12 protein-coding genes are annotated in these 18,102 nt (G+C 42.8%); 6 read left to right on the top strand and 6 right to left on the bottom strand.

Translation table 11 applies throughout. The features are described from left to right. Window positions 1–64: 64 nt before the first annotated feature. Genes VK179_06955 through VK179_06945 form a run of 3 tightly spaced genes read left to right on the top strand, consistent with a single transcriptional unit; the run spans window position 65 to window position 5,761 of the window. Window positions 65–1,435 carry a TolC family protein gene (locus VK179_06955; GenBank protein HLO58462.1) on the top strand — a complete coding sequence of 457 codons (1,371 nt, stop codon included), beginning with the start codon at window positions 65–67 and terminating at the stop codon, window positions 1,433–1,435. Window positions 1,436–1,439: 4 nt separating this feature from the next. Further along, window positions 1,440–2,564, top strand: a complete 1,125-nt coding sequence (locus VK179_06950) for an efflux RND transporter periplasmic adaptor subunit (protein ID HLO58461.1) — start codon at window positions 1,440–1,442, stop codon at window positions 2,562–2,564. Between the two features lie 11 nt (window positions 2,565–2,575). Further along, on the top strand, window positions 2,576–5,761 hold the full coding sequence (locus tag VK179_06945; GenBank protein HLO58460.1) for a multidrug efflux RND transporter permease subunit: 3,186 nt from the start codon (window positions 2,576–2,578) through the stop codon (window positions 5,759–5,761). Between the two features lie 143 nt (window positions 5,762–5,904). On the opposite strand, the gene VK179_06940 is transcribed toward VK179_06945, so the two are convergent. The 6 genes from VK179_06940 to VK179_06915 form a co-directional block, all read right to left on the bottom strand. Next, on the bottom strand, window positions 5,905–6,462 hold the full coding sequence (locus VK179_06940; GenBank protein HLO58459.1) for a hypothetical protein: 558 nt from the start codon (window positions 6,460–6,462) through the stop codon (window positions 5,905–5,907). 295 nt (window positions 6,463–6,757) lie between these two features. Next, window positions 6,758–8,359, bottom strand: coding sequence for an ATP-binding protein (locus VK179_06935; GenBank protein HLO58458.1), 1,602 nt, complete (start codon window positions 8,357–8,359; stop codon window positions 6,758–6,760). A 161-nt stretch (window positions 8,360–8,520) separates the two neighbouring features. Beyond that, the gene (locus VK179_06930; GenBank protein HLO58457.1) at window positions 8,521–10,881 is read right to left on the bottom strand and encodes a TonB-dependent receptor; all 2,361 of its coding nucleotides are present in this window, start codon (window positions 10,879–10,881) and stop codon (window positions 8,521–8,523) included. Window positions 10,882–10,899: 18 nt separating this feature from the next. Continuing rightward, entirely contained in the window at window positions 10,900–11,841 is a 942-nt protein-coding gene (locus tag VK179_06925; GenBank protein ID HLO58456.1) for a DUF6263 family protein, read from the bottom strand. A 224-nt stretch (window positions 11,842–12,065) separates the two neighbouring features. Beyond that, a complete protein-coding gene (locus VK179_06920; GenBank protein HLO58455.1) occupies window positions 12,066–13,028 on the bottom strand; it encodes a DUF2807 domain-containing protein in 963 nt (320 codons plus the stop codon). An 86-nt stretch (window positions 13,029–13,114) separates the two neighbouring features. Continuing rightward, on the bottom strand, window positions 13,115–15,307 hold the full coding sequence (locus tag VK179_06915; protein HLO58454.1) for a family 20 glycosylhydrolase: 2,193 nt from the start codon (window positions 15,305–15,307) through the stop codon (window positions 13,115–13,117). Window positions 15,308–15,379: 72 nt separating this feature from the next. Here VK179_06915 and VK179_06910 point away from each other — a divergent pair, with 72 nt between their 5' ends. From VK179_06910 to VK179_06900, 3 genes are read left to right on the top strand one after another with little or no spacing between them, the layout of a single operon-like run. Next, window positions 15,380–16,930, top strand: a complete 1,551-nt coding sequence (locus VK179_06910) for a VCBS repeat-containing protein (GenBank protein HLO58453.1) — start codon at window positions 15,380–15,382, stop codon at window positions 16,928–16,930. Between the two features lie 28 nt (window positions 16,931–16,958). Further along, complete coding sequence (locus tag VK179_06905) at window positions 16,959–17,261, top strand: ASPIC/UnbV domain-containing protein (GenBank protein HLO58452.1); 303 nt, start codon at window positions 16,959–16,961, stop codon at window positions 17,259–17,261. Beyond that, window positions 17,254–18,075 carry a hypothetical protein gene (locus tag VK179_06900; protein ID HLO58451.1) on the top strand — a complete coding sequence of 274 codons (822 nt, stop codon included), beginning with the start codon at window positions 17,254–17,256 and terminating at the stop codon, window positions 18,073–18,075. The genes VK179_06905 and VK179_06900 overlap by 8 nt, the downstream gene beginning before the upstream one ends. Window positions 18,076–18,102: the final 27 nt, after the last annotated feature.

Genomic DNA, 18,102 nt, shown 5'->3' with positions numbered 1-18,102 from the left:
ACCAAAAACATCCGGCTTTGTTATATCCATAAATCTCAATATATGGATCCTTTGCCTGACCCTCATGGTTGTATATAAATGCCTCCTGAACATCCGTTTTCTCTTTTTTTTATTGTGGTGGATATTTCTTTTAGCGGCTGGTGCAGCCGGCCAAACCGGTGATACTTTTAACGATAATGCCAGCCTTGACCAATGCCTGGGTTATGCACTGAAGCATCAGCCAGTGGTAGCCCAGTCGGCGATTCGTGAAAAGGTGGCAAAGAACAATACTGGCGCAGCCTTATCAGGATGGCTCCCACAGGTAGATGTAAGTGCCAATTACCAGCATTACCTGTTGCAGCCTGTATCTATTTTTCCTGATTTCAGCAATCCCGAAGGTCCTAAAAGGGAAGTCACTACCGGTGTGGTAAATACTTCAGCCATTCAACTGAATGCAAGCCAGAACATTTTTGATCCGGACCTTGTAATAGCCGGTCGGGCATCCGGTTTATATAATCGCCAGGCTAAACAAAGCACAAAGCAGAACCTGATTGAACTAGTTGTAAATGTAAGCAAGGCTTTCTATGATGTCTTACTGGCAAAGGCGAGGCTTGATTTTTACCTTGAAGACAGGACACGTCTTGAAAAAAGCCTGCAGGATGCAAGAAGCCTGTTCGAAAACGGCTTAAATGATAAAATAGATTTCCAGCGGGCACAAATTGCGTTGAATAATGTGGATGCCGAAATTGCAGGAACCCGTGAAGAAATACGGGTTAAAAATACTGTTCTTAAACAACTGATGGGATACCCGCTTTCCATGCCACTTACCATTACCATGGATAGTTCAAAATTACAGCAAACCACGTTCCTGGATACGTCGCTTACAACCAGTCACCGGAACCGGGTTGAATACCAGTTGCAGGAAACTTCCATCAGGCTTCAACAGGCTGAAGTAACAAGACAAAGGATGCAGTTCCTTCCTTCGTTATCAGCTTATGCGAATTATAATCTTGTTTACCAGAATGACAACCTGAATGCCTTGTATGACCGTGATTTCCCGAATTCATCCGCCGGTTTGCGGTTAAGTCTGCCCCTGTTCAGCGGTGGACAAAGAATGTTCCGGATAAAGGCAGCGAAGCTCCATCTTGAAGATATGAAACTCGACAGTGTTAACCTGGGGAACCGCATCCGCACTGAGTTTGAAACCGCCATGGCTTCTTACAAGAGCAATATGAAAACGCTGGAGGCAGCCCGGCAGAATGTGATACTGGCTGACGGAATTTATAATACGGTTAGACTTCAATACAACCAGGGAATAAAAAGTTTTTTGGAAGTCATTGTATCGGAGGCCGACCTCAGATCGGCCAGGATCAATGAATTAAACGCCCTTTACAGGCTTATCACAAGCCGGATTGATGTGGATGCAGCAGTTGGAAATATTTCAACCAATTATTAAAATCATGATTAAGTCAACAAAACTCCATACTTCAGCAATTCTGGTTTTAATGCTGTTTGTATTAATTACAGGCTGTAAAAAAAGTACGGATTCCGGTTCAACTCCTCCCGTGCCTGTGAATGTTACCACGGTTGAAAAAGAAAGGGTGATGTTTTATGACATTTATCCCGGTATTGTTGTACCTCTCAATGAAGTTCAACTCCGCAGTGAGGTATCGGGGTTTATCACAGGTATATTTTTCAAGGAGGGAGATTTTGTAAAGAAAGGCAAAAAACTATACGAAATTGACAGAAGCCGATACCAGGCTTCTTATGAACAGGCAAAAGCAAATACCGATATTGCCATGGCAAATGTTGAAAGGGCTAAACGGTATGTGGAAAGATATTCGAACCTTCTTCAGCAGGAAGCCATAGCACGCCAACGATATGATGATGCTCAAACGGATTTACAAAATGCTAACCTTCAGCTTGTTTCCGCTAAAGCCGAACTGACAAAAGCACAAACCGAACTGAATTACTCCGTTATTACGGCGCCTTTTGATGGAATCATAGGCATTTCGCAGGTAAAAATGGGAGCATTGATCACGCCCGGCCAGACCCTGCTGAATACCATATCATCCGATAACCCGATGGCTGTGGAAATTGTTATTAATGAAAAAGAACTTAACCGCTTCCGTAAACTGGCTGCACTTAAACCGGGTGCCGGGGATTCTATTTTCCGCATTATGCTGGCGGATAATATTTTTTACCCGGCCAACGGACAAATTCAGACAATCGACAGGGCAGTGGATCCGCAAACCGGTACGATCAAAGTAAGGCTTGAATTCCCGAATGCCAACCGGAATCTTACAGCGGGAATGAGCTGCCGTGTCAATGTGCTGAACAACAGCTATGACGAACAACTTGTCATACCTTCCAAATCCCTTATGGAACAGATGTCTGAATATTTTGTATTTGTTGTCGACAGCCAGAAGGTTAGACAAACAAAAGTTACGCTGGGCACCTTTCTGGCCGGTAAGGCTGTAATAAAGGACGGTTTGCAGGAGGGAGAGCAGATTGTCACCGATGGCCTGCAAAAGTTGCAGAATGGTTCAGCCATTGTTATCAGCGATAAGACAATTACCGATTAAGAAATAGATTGATGATAGCCAATACATTTATAAGACGACCGGTTACAGCCATTGTTATAGCAATAGTCATCACACTTGTAGGACTTATATCTTTAATTAACCTTCCTGTCAGTCAATATCCGCGCATTACGCCACCCGTTGTGCAGGTATCAGGTATCTATATCGGCGCCGATGCGGGAACTGTTGAGCAAACTGTAACGATTCCGGTCGAAACCCAGGTGAACGGGGTTCCGGGAATGACCTATATGTCGACCACCAGTACAAGCGACGGTCGCATGGGTATGAGTGTGAACTTTGACCTGGGAACCGATGTGGATATTGCCGCCCTGGATGTACAAAACAGGGTGAACCTGGCTTTGCCCCAGCTTCCGGATGATGTACGCAGGCTGGGACTTTCAGTGAGAAAAAGTAATACAGGCATTCTAATGGTTGTCGGCATATTTTCACCGAATGGAACCCATGACGTTCGATTTGTCGATAATTATACCAATATCTTTATCCGTGAGGCCATATCAAGAGTTAAGGGTGTCGGTGATGTTTTTACACGGGCTGAGGATTTTGCCATGCGTATCTGGCTGCAGCCTGATAAAATGGTTCAGCAAAGCATCACAGCCGGCGATGTGATCCGTGCCATCCAGGAACAGAACGTACAGGTAGCTGCCGGTTCGGTAGGTGCTGCACCACAGGCTGCCGAGCAGGCATTCGAATACACCGCTTTTGTAAACGGACGATTGAAATCGGAGGAAGAATTCGGGAATATTGTAGTTAAAACAGATCCCCGTGATGGATCCATGCTATACCTGCGTGATATTGCCCGTGTTGAACTGGGCAGATTCCAGTATTCAGGCGGCGGATATGTTGACGGAAAAAGAGCTTCCTTCCTCCTGGTTTTTCAAAGCCCCGGCAGCAATGCCATTCAAACAGCCAACGGTGTGCTGAACACCCTGAACCAGCTGAAATCTTCTTTCCCTGAGGATATCGATTTCCTTGTCCCTTTTGAAACCGTTTCGGTTGTCAGGGTTTCAATCAATGAGGTTGTGCATACCCTGCTGATTGCCTTGTTGCTGGTTACCGTTGTCGTTTTTATTTTTCTGCAAAATTGGCGTGCCACACTCATTCCCATATTGGCCATACCGGTTTCCATTATAGGGACTTTTGCTTTTTTTGTTCCGCTTGATTTCACTGTAAACAAATTGACGCTTTTCGGCTTCGTGCTCGCCATCGGCATTGTTGTGGATGATGCGATCATTGTTGTGGAAGCTATACAGCACAATATTGACGAGCTTCACCTGTCACCACGCGAAGCAGCATACAGGGCCATGAAGGAAATTTCCGGCCCTGTCGTTGCCATTGCGCTTGTTCTTGCTGCTGTGTTTGTACCAGTAGGCTTTATACCCGGTATTGTAGGAAAACTATACCAGCAGTTTGCCATAACCATTGCTATTTCTGTGCTGATTTCAGCATTTGTGGCACTTAGCCTCACTCCTGCACTTTGCTCCCTGCTGCTCAAAAGAAACCCGAATCCTGCAGAGGCAAGGCATATCAGGGTATTCGACGTTTTCAACCATGGCTATAAAAAAGTTCAGGGTCGCTATACCCGGTTCGTGGAAAAGACGTTCCGTCATACCAAACTTGTGGTTATCTTCCTTGTGTGCCTCCTTGCCGGAACATTGCTTCTTTTTAAAAATAAACCCACAGGTTTCATCCCTACTGAAGATGAAGGCCGGGTATTTATCACGTTTGAATTGCCTGAAGCTTCATCTATCAGCCGTTCAACTGAAGTGCTTCAAAGGGTCATGAAGATACTGGATGAAGTTCCGGGAATAGGGCATTACGCTGCCATTACAGGTTTGAATGTGGTATCATTTTCAAACAAATCGAATGCCGGCACCGTATTTTGCTCATTTGATCCCTGGGACGAGCGGAAATCGAAATCTCTCCAGTTGTTTTCTCTAATTAATACACTTGAAAAACGTTTTGCGGAGATTCATGATGCCCGGATTGTCATTATTCCGCCCCCGGCCATTCCGGGATTGGGCAGAACCGGCGGGTTCAGCTTCATTTTGCAACAACGCGAAAGTACCGATGATATCCATGCTTTTGAAAAAGTCGCAGGCGACTTTATGAATGCCGCAAGGAAGAGGCCGGAACTTTCAAACACATTTACATTCTTCACCGCACGCACTCCGGGATATCAAATCCAGGTCGACCGGGAGAAATGCAAAAAAATGGGTGTGAACCTGTCTGATGTTTACAGCACCCTGCAGACCTTCCTCGGAAGCCGGTATGTGAATGATTTCACGTTGTACTCAAGAAATTTCAGGGTTGTTGTTCAGGCCGATACCCTGTACCGGAATTCGATCTCCCAGCTTGGCAATTATTATGTAAGAAATGAAGCAGGAAGCATGCTCCCACTGAGTACGCTTATAAACTATAACATTACTGAAAATGCCCAGCTTATTCCTCATTATAATTTATACCGGTCAGCCGAATTTAACGGGAATGCCGCAGAAGGCTACAGCAGCGGACAGGCGCTCCAGGCACTGACTGAGGTGGCTGCTGAAACGCTTCCTGCCGGGTATGGCTATGAATTTTCAGGGTTAAGCCGTGAAGAAATTATTGCAGGTAATACCACAGTCATGATCTTTTTTATTTCACTGATCTTTGCGTTTCTTTTTCTGGCGGCGCTTTATGAAAGCTGGTCAGCTCCGCTTGCCGTTCTGCTGGCGGTTCCGCTGGGAGCGTTTGGCGCAATCACAGCGCTTACACTTAACCCTTCGCTAAGCAATAATGTGTATGCGCAAATAGGACTGGTTACCTTAATCGGACTTGCTGCAAAAAATGCAATCCTGATAGTTGAATTTGCCAAGGTAAGGGTCGATTGCGGTATGGATATCGTTCACGCCACCCTCGAAGCCGTTCAACTCCGGCTCAGACCTATCCTGATGACATCCTTTGCGTTTATTTTCGGAGTATCACCCCTTATATTTGCCGGAGGGGCCGGGGCCGTGGCAAGGCATACAATCGGATGGACCGTTCTGGGAGGAATGCTTGCTGCAACCTTCCTGGGAGTAGTAATTGTTCCTGTGTTATTCGTATTGATTATCCGACTGACCTATGGAGAACATAAGCTTGAAAAACTTAAGAGAGACGCAGTGAGAAGGGAGGAGAAGAGAAGAGAGGAGAGAAGGGAGTAAGGAGTAATCGGTGATCGGTAATCAGTTTTAAGATGTTTGAAAGCAGTTTGAAGTGGTTTGAAAGAGTTTGAAATCGTTAAACTGTTTTCAAACTCTTCTTCAAACCTCTTCCTCAAACTTTTTCAAAGGTGATTTGAATTCATTTACATGCCGCTTCCCGATTCCTTCGTGTAAACCTGAGTTTCACCGTCATCGGTAAAGTCGCCGTCATCGTTGTCATCAACTTTCATGGTGAGCTTGTTTCCGGAAACATTGTATTCTGCCTGGAAGTTTTCTTTCTGATCGAGTTCATTTAGTACCAGGTTAAATTCAGCATCATCTTTTGTAAAATATTGAATATTACCGGACGGTATACCAAGGGTATCAAAATCGGATATTCCAACCTGGTCTACAGTAATATCCAATGTTTTTCCACTGGCTGTAAAGGTACCTTTCATACCCATCAGATCAAGCCATTCATCGGTATCGGGATTATAGATCTGTCCCATGTTGGTGACCGTGGTTTTTGTAAAAGTAAGAAGATCCTTTACCTGCAGAGCAAAAGTGTCCACAGGAATAGTATCAGTCCTGCTCCAGGTGCCCACATATGCAGGATCATTGTTGTTGTTGTCGTCGTCTTTTTTACAGGAATTGAATGAGAAAATTACAAGTGAAATACCTGCCAGTAACCTGGCATAATTAACAAAGCCGAGTGATTTCATAATAAGTTGATTTTGGTTAACAATTATACTTGCCTAATTACTAATAATATGCGATCCCATAAAAGGATACGCATCTCTAACAATAAAACATGTTGAATTGTTTACCGGTATCTGAAAGTATCACTCAAACAGAGGTTCAATCCTGAAAACGTAAAACGCTGACAGGTCTTCGACGCTGTCAGGTTTTACACCGGATCTAACCTGTCAGCGTCCGAAGGACCTGACAGCGTTATTTATTTGAATTAATCCACCAACGAAAGTTTTAAACGCTGACAGGTCTTCGACGCTGTCAGGTTTATTCCTGACACCTCCAGTCCGGGAATGCGAAGTAAAATGTAGTTCCGCCTTTTATTTCTTTTTCAAGATCTTCAGTTTTCGATATCAGCCAGATACGGCCACCCATTATGGCAATAAGTCCTTTCACTATGGAAAGACCCAATCCGGTTCCGCTGTAAGTTTCATCATCAAGTTGCACAAAACGTTCAAAAATCAAATCCTGCTTGTCTTCCGGGATCCCGATCCCAGTGTCAGCAACATGAAATACAAGCTCATCGTTATCATTCACACTGCAACCGCATGAAATTGAACCCTCCGATGTGAATTTAAACGCATTCCCGATGAGGTTAATAAAAATCTGTTTTAGTTTTACAGGATCGGTCATAATGAATTTACCGGGAACATTCTCACCCTTGCTCATTGAAAATTCTATATTCTCCTTGCCAATACGTTTTTTATGTTCATTGAAAAAACCTGTGAGTTCCTTACACATGTTTTCAATATTGTAGCGCTCGATTGACACAGACATTTGCCCTGATTCAATCTTGGAGATATCGAGCAATTCATCAATGATCTCCAGCAAATCATTGCATCTTTCACATATGATCGTAGAAAATTTCTCTAATTTGGCCTGGTTACCATGATTGTCCTTCAGCAAAGTGGCAAAGCCCATGATGGCATTCATGGGAGTTCTGATCTCATGACTCATATTCTGCAAAAACGAGGTTTTAAGCCGGTTGCTTTCTTCTGCTTTTTCTTTTGCCTCCTTTAATTTGTGGTTAGTTTCAATTAATTCAAGTTCGGCCGTTTTTCTTTCCGTAATATCTTTTACCGCACCAACAATATAAACAACCCTGTTTTCTTTCTCATCCCATTCTGACCGGCTGAAAACCTGCACCCATCTTTGCTTTCCGCCATCGATAAAAGACCGGCATTCAAATTCACGGGACTGGGGTTTCTTTCTGATTTCCGACAATTCATACATCAGCACTGGATAATCATCGGGGTGTATAAAGTATTTCCAGAAATCAACACCGGATTTTTCCTTTTGTCTTCCTGTAATCGATTTATAATTGTCTGAAATAAAATCCATATCAGCACGTCCGTCTTCAGCTATTTTTAACCGGAAAACATAATCCGACGTGAGTTCAGAAATCATTCTGTAATGCTGCTCACTGTCATGAAGTGCTTTTTCCATTGCACGGTGTTCCGTCATGTCAATGAACAAAACGAATAGTTTGCTCATAATGGCACAGCCTGATATATAGACTTCTTTTCGCGTGCCATCCTTGCAGGTTACCGTGTATTCACTTCCGGCAATCTCAGTTTGCCCGGTCACGGCACTTACAATTTTAGAACTCCATGATTCTATGACCTGATTTCTGTAGTTCTCATCAGGGTAAGCCTTTTGCCACCAGGTCAATACATCCGGAATATCTTCGATTGAATAGCCAAAAATCTCATGGGCTTTATGATTGAAAAACTCGACAGAGCCATTCATATCTATAATAGCCATAGGAACTGGCGCCTGCTCAATAATGTTTTTGAAGAGCATTTTGCTTTCCGTCAGATTTGTTACGTTATAATCAGGGTTTAACGTTGAAGTTGGATCAGGTTTCATTTATAGGTCGGAGTATACATTTCAAATATAATTTTTTTTGATTACGTTGATACCATGGTTTTTTAATAAGCCTGGTATAAAATAAAAAAACTTCTGTCCGATATTCCGGACAGAAGTTTCCTGATCTTCAAATCGTAAATCGTAAATCGCTAAATCGTAAATCACATTCCAATTCCCTGGCTTTTGCTGTCACTTTCCACATCAACCTTGTGGCCGATCTTCTTCACGTTTTTACCCTTATTGAATTTGTAGGAATACATCACCTGTATAAACCAGGCTACATCAAAGCCAATTATATTCCTTACATGGTAATAATCCGTTTCAGTCTCTGTACGTGTAAGATCAACATTGGTTGACAAAGGGAGCAGCCATACGAATCCGATACTGTGATCTTTAATCTGCTTTTGTGCGCCGAGACCATAGAAAGCAAGGCTGTATGTCTTTGTCTGCGCGTCAATATTTACCCCGTTGTATTGCAGGAATGCGAAGGCTGTTGTCTTTTTCGCCTTGTCAAGCGGTGCATAGGCATAACTGGTGAGGCTGTAAGAAAAGTAATCACGCTCCGGTATTGCAAATGAACCTTTCTCATATTTGTCATAATGGCCCTGGAAAATCCGGCCGTTAATATTCACAAACCACAGCATGGCATTAACACCTCCTCCGTATTCATAACCGCTCAGCAGGTTATACGGTTTTGTAAACGTAGTATAGGAGCCGTCAACAGGTGATTTGATGAGCTCTGATCTTCTGCCCACTTTATTTGATAAGGATTCATAATACACGTTCGGCGAAAAATAATTGCTTCCGAAGTTCCAGGTATACGTCAACTGCAACCTGTCGCGATAGTCTGGTCTCAGGTCAGGGTTACCGACAGAAACGTCGTAGTTCTGGCCGATTTTTTCATACGGGTTCATATCGTATATACCGGGCCTGTTGATGCGCCTGTTATAGGTGAGCTTCAGGTTATGACTGGCTGAAAATTTATACTGCAGATTTACCGACGGTAACAGGCAGGTATAATCGGGTGATGTCACAGAGTCCGCATTGATATGGCTGTTTTCAGCCCGCAATGTAGTCTGGAAACCGAATTTTTTGACATTAAAAGTCAACCCGGCATACACTGAATTTCGCATTTCAGCATACTTGAACCGGTTATCATCCGATGTATCGTTTATTGTAAAATTGTAGTTCATATCCTGGTAATACAGCTGATAACCGGCCTCAAGCTTTGTATTCATTCCAAAAGGCTGAACGTAGTTTAGCTTTACCGAAAAATAATCCCTTTCATTGTGGTCGATTTCTTTCCTGGCATAAATCGGTTCTGTTCCCAGGGACTCTAGTGTGTTTACAAATTTACTGTCCTGGTTTGACCTAAAGATATAATAGCTGGTTTCACTTGTGAATTCCTGGATAGGTTTCTTGAAAGTCTTCTTGTGGAAAAGCGAAAAGGTAGCCTCATCGCTTTTGGTCAAATCACCTGTGATAGAGGAGAAAAGAATACTATCGGGCAAATTGTTTCTCTTTAAATTGGTATTGCTTATCATGTCTATATCCTGGCGAATCGGCTTGTAAGATACATTAAAACTGATGTTGTTTTTGTCATTGACATAATAGTCGAAACCAGTATTTACTGAGGCAAATCCAACCTTAATATCTCCATAACCGGAGGCATTGCTTATTGAGTCAAGCATTTTAAAGCTCGTCCTTGTTGATGAATTGATATGGAGGTTTTGTCCTCCCTTGAAGCCGGTAATATAGAATGTGATTTTACCCATTGAATAATCAAGGCTGCCTGTGCCACTATAAGTGAGCTTATTGATCGGTTTTATATTGAATCCTACATTCCCGTTCATACCATAACGTGCTTCCTTTTTCAGAATGATATTGATTACGCCGTCAATATTGCCTTCATATTTGCCTGAAGGATTGCTGATGATCTCAATGGTTTCGATATCCGAAGGAAGAAGTTTGGCCAGAAATTCCTTGTCACGTTGCCTTCCATCAACCTGGATAATGAAATTACTGCTTCCGTTTAGGGTTACATTATTCTGAAAATCCACATTTACCTGGGGTATCTTTTTCAGCAGCTCATATCCGTTTGTTGATGATTTGGCAACAAGCGGGGGGATATTGTAAGTGGTCCGGTCAACAAGTTCCTTTCCCTTTAACCGTTCGCCCACAACAGTGACTTCCTGAAGACTTGTGGCGGCTTCAGTGAGGAATATGGTATCCACAATTGTTTTTGCATCATTTTTCACTGAAATACTCTTCAGTGCATTTGCATATCCCATAAAGCTCACTTTAACAACGTATTCACCGGGCCTGACCGATTCAAAGGTGTAGGCACCGTCGGTGAGTGTTATGACACCGGTAACAATGCCGGAATCAGGAAGTTGTAATAAACCAACTGATGCAAATTGCGCGGGTGATTTATCCGATTGCATGCATACTTTTCCGGTAACCTGCTGCGCCTGAAGGTTAACTGAGAATATAAATAGTATCAGAACAATAAGTTTATTCATTGAATTAGAGTTAAAAAATTATAGAATTGCGGCAACAGTGGTTTCCGAATCAACTTTCATTGGAATTTCCATATTCATTCCCTGGACTGCTACACCAAGATTGCCTGTCATTGTCATTTTTGATTTATTTTCTTTTACAAAACCGGTAGCAGTATCCACAATGATGCTGGATTTGCTCAATCCCATTATGCTTTCATAGCTGATCTTAGCACCTGAATACTCCATGGGTTTTGCATTTTCAGCAGCTTTAATTGAAGATTCACCGACAATTGCTGCGGTATTGTCTGAAACGGTCTGTAAGATATAATCGGAATTTACTACAAGCGACATTCCTCCTGCATTCAGCGGATCAGTGGTCGTCCATTTTTCACCCGGTTTAACATCTGCTGCCGGAAGGAAATAGGTGAAACCCTGAATCATTGAAATAAGCTGATCCCTGCCAACCGAGTTAACTGCCTGCATTTTGATTGCCGGGGCCATCATTCCGGTTATCAAACCCGTATCCTTCAAAACTAAGTCCTTTAACATGGCAAGGTTGACAATGTCAGTTACTTTACCGGTGGGTTCCAGTTTAACGTAAAGCGGATTTTTGCATATTCTGTGCATAACGCACGACATTACATCTGACATATCCTTGGAGGCCATATTGCCTTCGAGGTTAGAGTTGATTTGAACAACCTGACCCATTGAATTCGATTTGGTTAGGATTGAATCAAATCTTGCTTCAGCAATGAATAAACCCTGTGAAGCATCAATCATTTTTATCGAAAGATAAGTCCGGCTATCCGTACTGGTCGTCTGATCCATACCGTTTACAGTCTGCGAAGTGGTTTGTTCTGATTGGGACTGGAACCGATATACTTTATTCTTTTCAGGATTCAGTTTCAGATTCACTGATGTTTGGGCTGACATAGCTAAACACAGGAATATTGAAATGACTGAGAAACTCAATTTTTTCATTGTATTTGGGTTTAATGTTTAGTAAAACGAAGTAAAAATATTACACAAAGCTGATTTGCCGGTTAAGTTTTCGGTGAACGGTCAAATTTACCGGTTAAATTGTAATAGCAAAAGGTAAACAAAAAAAATCCTGCAATTCCATTCAAGGAATTACAGGATTTTTTGTTGTTTGAGGTTTGAGGTTGTAGAGACGCACGGCCGTGCGTCTCTACAACCTCTTTAAACTATTGCTTATGCACCTCTGACCCTCCGTGAGTATCAATTGCAACCACATCAGGAGAGCCGGAATAATAGACATCGCCGCCGCCTGAAATGGTGCCTTTTATTTCCTTACTGGCCTGAAGGTAAATATCAGAACCTCCGTTTGCCTGGAAAGAAACAACGGCAGTTTCAAGTGATGATGCGTTCAGGTCTCCACCTCCGCCCAGACGAACATCAAGTTCACCGGCTTTTCCCCTTGCCGTAAGATCACCACCGCCTGAAACCGAGCATTGCATGGATGTTGTATTTACAAGGGCATCGGCATCGCCTCCTCCTGTCAGATCAATTTTTACTTCCGAGGCTTCCTGCTGTGACTTCAGAATCAGATTTCCTCCGCCTGATAATTCGCAATTTACCGAGGAAGCTTCAAGATTGGTTTCAAGGTCTCCTCCGCCTGACATGGTTATACTGTACCGGGTGGCTTTCCCGTTTAACCTGGCATCGCCTCCTCCGCTTATCCTGCATGAAAAGTCCTCTGAATTCAGTTCGGATGAAAGATCTCCGCCGCCGCTTATTTCAATGCCCAGTTCTTTACAATTCAATGGGGTTTCAGCGGTTACATCACCACCTCCTGAAACATCAAGGTGATCAATATCTTTAAAAGAGATCATGGCTTTCATAGGCCTTGTAGGCATCAGGTTGCCTTCTGTATAGATACGTAAAACACCCTGAACTACATCAACTTTTATATGATTGTACAGGTTTTCCTGGGCGGATAATATCACTTTTTCGGAACTGCCCTGTGATAAAATCACATCAAATCCACCTGAAACTTCTATGCCTTTAAAGTCTGAAACATTAAATGATTTGTCAACCGGCATTCCATTTCCTTTCACAGGGATGAGAGATTGCGAGGAGATGCATGAGGACATACCTGTAATTGCAATCGCCAGGAGAGCTGTTATGAAATAATATTGTCTTTTCATATTCTTGATTTATGTAAGGGTTAATCTACTGTCATATGAAAAGACGTAAGCAGTTTAAAACCGCTGCATAAAAAAGGGATCAGTGATCAGGCAATCTTTGTTATGTAAATTACAGCAGCTGATGTAATGATTTTTTCACGAAAACGAGCCAGCATCCTGGATATATAAGATTTATCCATTGTTTCAATTTCTTTTGTGATCTGATTCTGAAGATTTTTCAGCACACTGATGCTGGTATCGTATCCTCCTTCTTTATTGCGGGCTAGCCACAGCCTGTTGTTTTCGTTCAGATACTCATCAAGCAGAATCCGGATCCTTGATAATTCAGCTTTTCTTTCCCCAGGCTTTAAATCATTCCTGTTTTCAATATAGTGCTGAAGTGTCGTTCCGGTTCGTAAAAGACGGATGGCATTAAGATATTCATCAAGAACCAGCGTGCTGTCAGGTGTTTTCATATCCGCTGCTTTCAGCAGGGCTTCCTTTTCATCAAGAAAAGTATACATTCCCGAAAAATCAAAAGGATGCCGCGAGTTGTACTTGTCATTGTAATCCGTTATCAGTTCTGGGGCCAGGTCTTTCATCAGTTCAATTATTGATGATGAAATTTTTTCGTAGATGGCATGGATCATGACGTTATCCATCAGTCCGAACTGTAAAGAAAGCATAGTGGTAGTCATGTTTGGCACAGGAACCTCTTCAAACTGCCTGTATTGACCAAGGTCAAGTACCAGGTTGCCCATTATCTGCCTGTCATCTTTAAAAACGTAATGATCGAGGAACGGGACAAGCCCGAATTCCTTTGAACTCTTACTGTTCCAGCTCAGCGCCCCGCCTGTTACATAACCTGCATAGCTGACCGGCAGATACTGCCAGTGACCCATGTCGCCCCAGTCGGTCAGCAGCATACCTGATGCATTATAACGCACACCGTTTACAGTTGCAGAAGCAATATTGCCGAGCATGTTATTGGTTCTTCCTGTGATGCTTGTCCAACTGCTTGTTCCGGGACAAACCATATAGGATATTCCTGATTTTTCAAGTGTTTTACAATTGCGTTCAAAGGGATACCCGGCCTCATAACCCCAGTCAAGAATCGTTACATCTTTGGGAAGTTTTTTGAGAATTTCAGGATGACGCATGACAATATCGCCCCACATCAGCATTTCTTTGTTTTTACTGCTGACCATATCATGAATCTTCAGGGTATAATCGAGGTATACCCCTTCAACACCCAGTTTTTGAGCCGCTTTTTTGCTTTTTCCTTTTCCCAGTTCAAACGGTTCATCAAGATTAACATTGAATTTTGAAGAAGTGAAACAGGGAAGCATGTCATCAGTCATTTTTTTAACAAGATCAAGGCTTCCCGGGTTTGTCGGATCCATAGTTGCTTTCATGTCGATCAGTCCCATAAACTTATAACCGTCGGGGCATTCGGCAAGGCCTGCATATTCAGGAAGGGACAGCCATGCCATCATATGGCCAAGCGAATTCTGGTTAGGAACAAGATCAATAAAACATTTCCTGGACAATGAATCCAGTATTTTTATCTCTTCACACGTTACCGGCGTCTCTTTGTCTTTCCAGAGCTGTGAAAATGAAGGGTAGCCAAAAGAAAAGCCTTCCACATACAATTCAAGGTGATTGTATTTGAGATCGGCCACCAGGCTGATAATTTGCTTTAATGTATTCAGGGTAGGAACTTTGTTGCGGCTGATGTCCACCATTAAACCCCTGACGGGAAGATCGGGATGATCTTCAATGGTGATGCAGGGAATAATACCGTTATAGTTCTGGTTCAACACCTTTATTGTGGTGAGTGCATAATGAAACCCGGCATTGTCGGCATAACTCAGTAAAATCTTTTCAGGCTGTATGTCCAGCTTATAACCCTGCGAAGGAATGGCTTCATCTGCTGAAATCACCAGGTTTGCCTTTCTGCCCGAGAAAGAGATTTTAAACGGAAACATTTCAAAAAGAGATACCGCGTTTTCTTTTAGACTATCAGAAATTGAACATATAAATTCTTCAGGCATTCTGAAGGTTCCCAAATTGAACCGGAATGATTGGGGCACAGGCAGCAGATTTAACACACCGGCAGATGTGACTATTGTATCTGCCTGTATCACTCTTGTCTGCATGTTTTGAGAAAGATCCTGTTTCTGTTTTGCGATTTGTTTACTCTGCATTGAATAGTAAGCAAGCAGGAAAATGATAAGCGCCACAAACAAACAGGCTAAAACCAACAACACGTTAGCTGTGATTTTCAGAATTCTTTTCATAATGTGAAAATATATTCAGGTAAGATAATAATTATTCGGGTATACGAAAAACCGGTCATAAAAAACAATTTAATGAACAAGATTGTTATCTCGTCTCACAATGGGATCCCAAAAACTACAATGGCACAAAAAAATTCTCTCCCTGTAACGAATGTATTAATTGCTTGTGTGTTTGCAGGTTTACTGATGTTACCATTCCTTGTATCACACAACCCGGTAAATTCTGAGCAGAAAGCGGTACCAATAGATACAACGGCTGCATTAAGCCAGTATGGATTTTACCTCCGGGAAATCTCCGGAAAAGCTCATGTTGATTTCATACACCATCCACCGGTGCTGGATAAGCTCTTTAACCCGATTCTTCCTGAGATTTCATCTATGGGTGCCGCAGTTTCAGTTTGCGATTACGATGCCGATGGCTGGAATGATTTTTATGTAACGAACAGCAGGTTTGGATATCCAAACTGCCTTTATCATAACCTGAAGGACGGTACCTTCAGGAATGTGGCACAGCAACTGGGAATTGCGGATCTGAATACAAAGGGTGAGGGTGTTTCAATGGGCAGTGTGTGGGCCGATTTTGACAACGACGGCTATGAAGACCTGCTTGTATATAAGTGGGGGAAAACACAGTTATTCAGGAATGAGGGCGGAAAAAGGTTTGAAGACGTTACCGGTAAAAGTGGCCTTCCCGGCTGGATGAATGCGAATACGGCAATCTGGTTTGATTATAATTCCGATGGGTACTCCGACCTGTTTATCGGGTGCTATTTCCCTGAAACAGTAGATTTATGGCATTTAAAAGATACCCGTGTTCTTACTGAGAGTTTCGAATATGCACAGAACGGAGGAAGGAATTATCTTCTTGAAAACAACCACGACGGTACTTTTACAGATGTTACATTCAGCATGGGACTGAATACAACCCGGTGGACACTGGCTGCCGGTGCGGTTGACATTAACCGTGACGGTTACCCTGAACTTGTAATAGCCAACGACTACAGCATTGATGAATTTTATATTAATGACAACGGGAAGCGGTTTATCGAAAAGAGCAATAGTGCCATGATCGGTTTTTCACCCAAAAGCGGTATGAATGTATCGTTTGCCGATGTTGAAAATAAAGGAAATTTCGGGATCTATATTTCAAATATAACGGAAGACGGAGTTCTGATCCAGGGGAATAATTTCTGGGTTCCTGTTCAGTCGGAAGGAAAGGTAATTTATGAAAATGCCGCACGCCGCATGGGTATTGAGAACGGCGGGTGGAGTTATTGCGGGCAATTTGGCGACCTGAATAACGACGGATTCAGCGATTTGTACCTTGCAAATGGTTATATATCCGGTAAAAAGGGCACAGATTATTGGTACGATTACGCCAAAGTTACCGGCGGAAATGCAGCCATTATTTCAGATGTTAAAAACTGGCCTGCCGTCGAAGGCAGAAGTCACGCCGGATACCAGCAAAATAAGATATGGATGAACCAGGGGGCTGCATATTTTACGGATGCCGCCAACGTGGTGGCGGAAAAGGAATCTTACGACAGTCGTGGTGTTGCGCTAGCCGATCTGTGGAACTGCGGAACACAGATCGGCAGATCTGTGGAACTGCGGAACACTTGATGTAATTGTTGCGAACCAGGATAACCGGTTGCAGATTTATCAAAATCATGTAACGAAAGATAATAAGTGGATTGATTTTGAATTGACCGGAACAAAATCAAACAGGAGTGCCATAGGTGCCATTATCGACCTGTATTATAATAACCAGGTACAATCGCAGGTAATAACCGGTGGAATCGGATTCTGCTCACAGAACCAGCGCAGGCTTCATTTCGGACTCGGAAAAGTAAAGGCAGACAGTGCTGTGATCACATGGCCCGGAGGACGGAAGCAAATCATTTCCGCTTTACCTGTAAATTCTCTCATTAAAATTGTTGAGCCAAATGACTGAAGCAAAAACGTTTTCATTCTCCGATCTTCTGAATTTCAGGTATGTTCCGCCTGTCTTTATCACGCTCATCCTGCTGACAGGACATTTTACATTCGGCATACTCGAAGGTTTCAGCGCCATCCTGTTATCGATATCATGCAGTGTACTAACCGACCTGATACTCGGACGGATAACTACAGGCAAATGGAAAAACCTTGCCAGTGCCTATATTACCGGAATCAGCGTGGGTATACTGGTGCGTTCAACCTTTCTTTGGCCGTTTGCCATCACAGCTATTATTTCGATTATGTCGAAATATGTAATTCGTTATAAAGGACGTCATATCTGGAATCCTTCCAATTTCGGTATTTCATGGATGCTGATGTTTGCACCCTTCAGCGTGGCAGGGTTAAGCATTCAATGGGGAAACAATTTCCTTCCTATGCTGGTCATATGGATGCTCGGAATGATTATCGTATGGCGTGTAAAGCGATTGCATATTACATTAACCTATGTGGCTGCCTTTACTTTTTTTGCCTGGTTAAGAAGCGTATTGACGGGCGATAGTTTTCTTTCCGAATGGGCGCCCATCACGGGTCCCATGTACCAGCTTTTTATTTTTTTCATGATAACAGATCCGGCAACAACGGTTAAGGGTAAAAAAGGGCAGATCATTGTAACCCTTATCATTGCTGCAGTTGAATTTGTGTTGCGCATGAACGAATTCATTTATGCTCCTTTTTATTCATTGTTCATGGTAGGCCCTGTTGCAATGGCCATTTATTTGTACCTGGATGACCGAAAGAGGGTAAAGCAGGAGGCTAACGGTCTTTAAACAAAAGGAAAGACTCTGATTACATTA

The organism is Bacteroidales bacterium (genome assembly GCA_035299085.1).
GTDB lineage: Bacteria > Bacteroidota > Bacteroidia > Bacteroidales > UBA10428 > UBA5072.
This window is presented reverse-complemented; position numbering and strand designations above follow the sequence as displayed.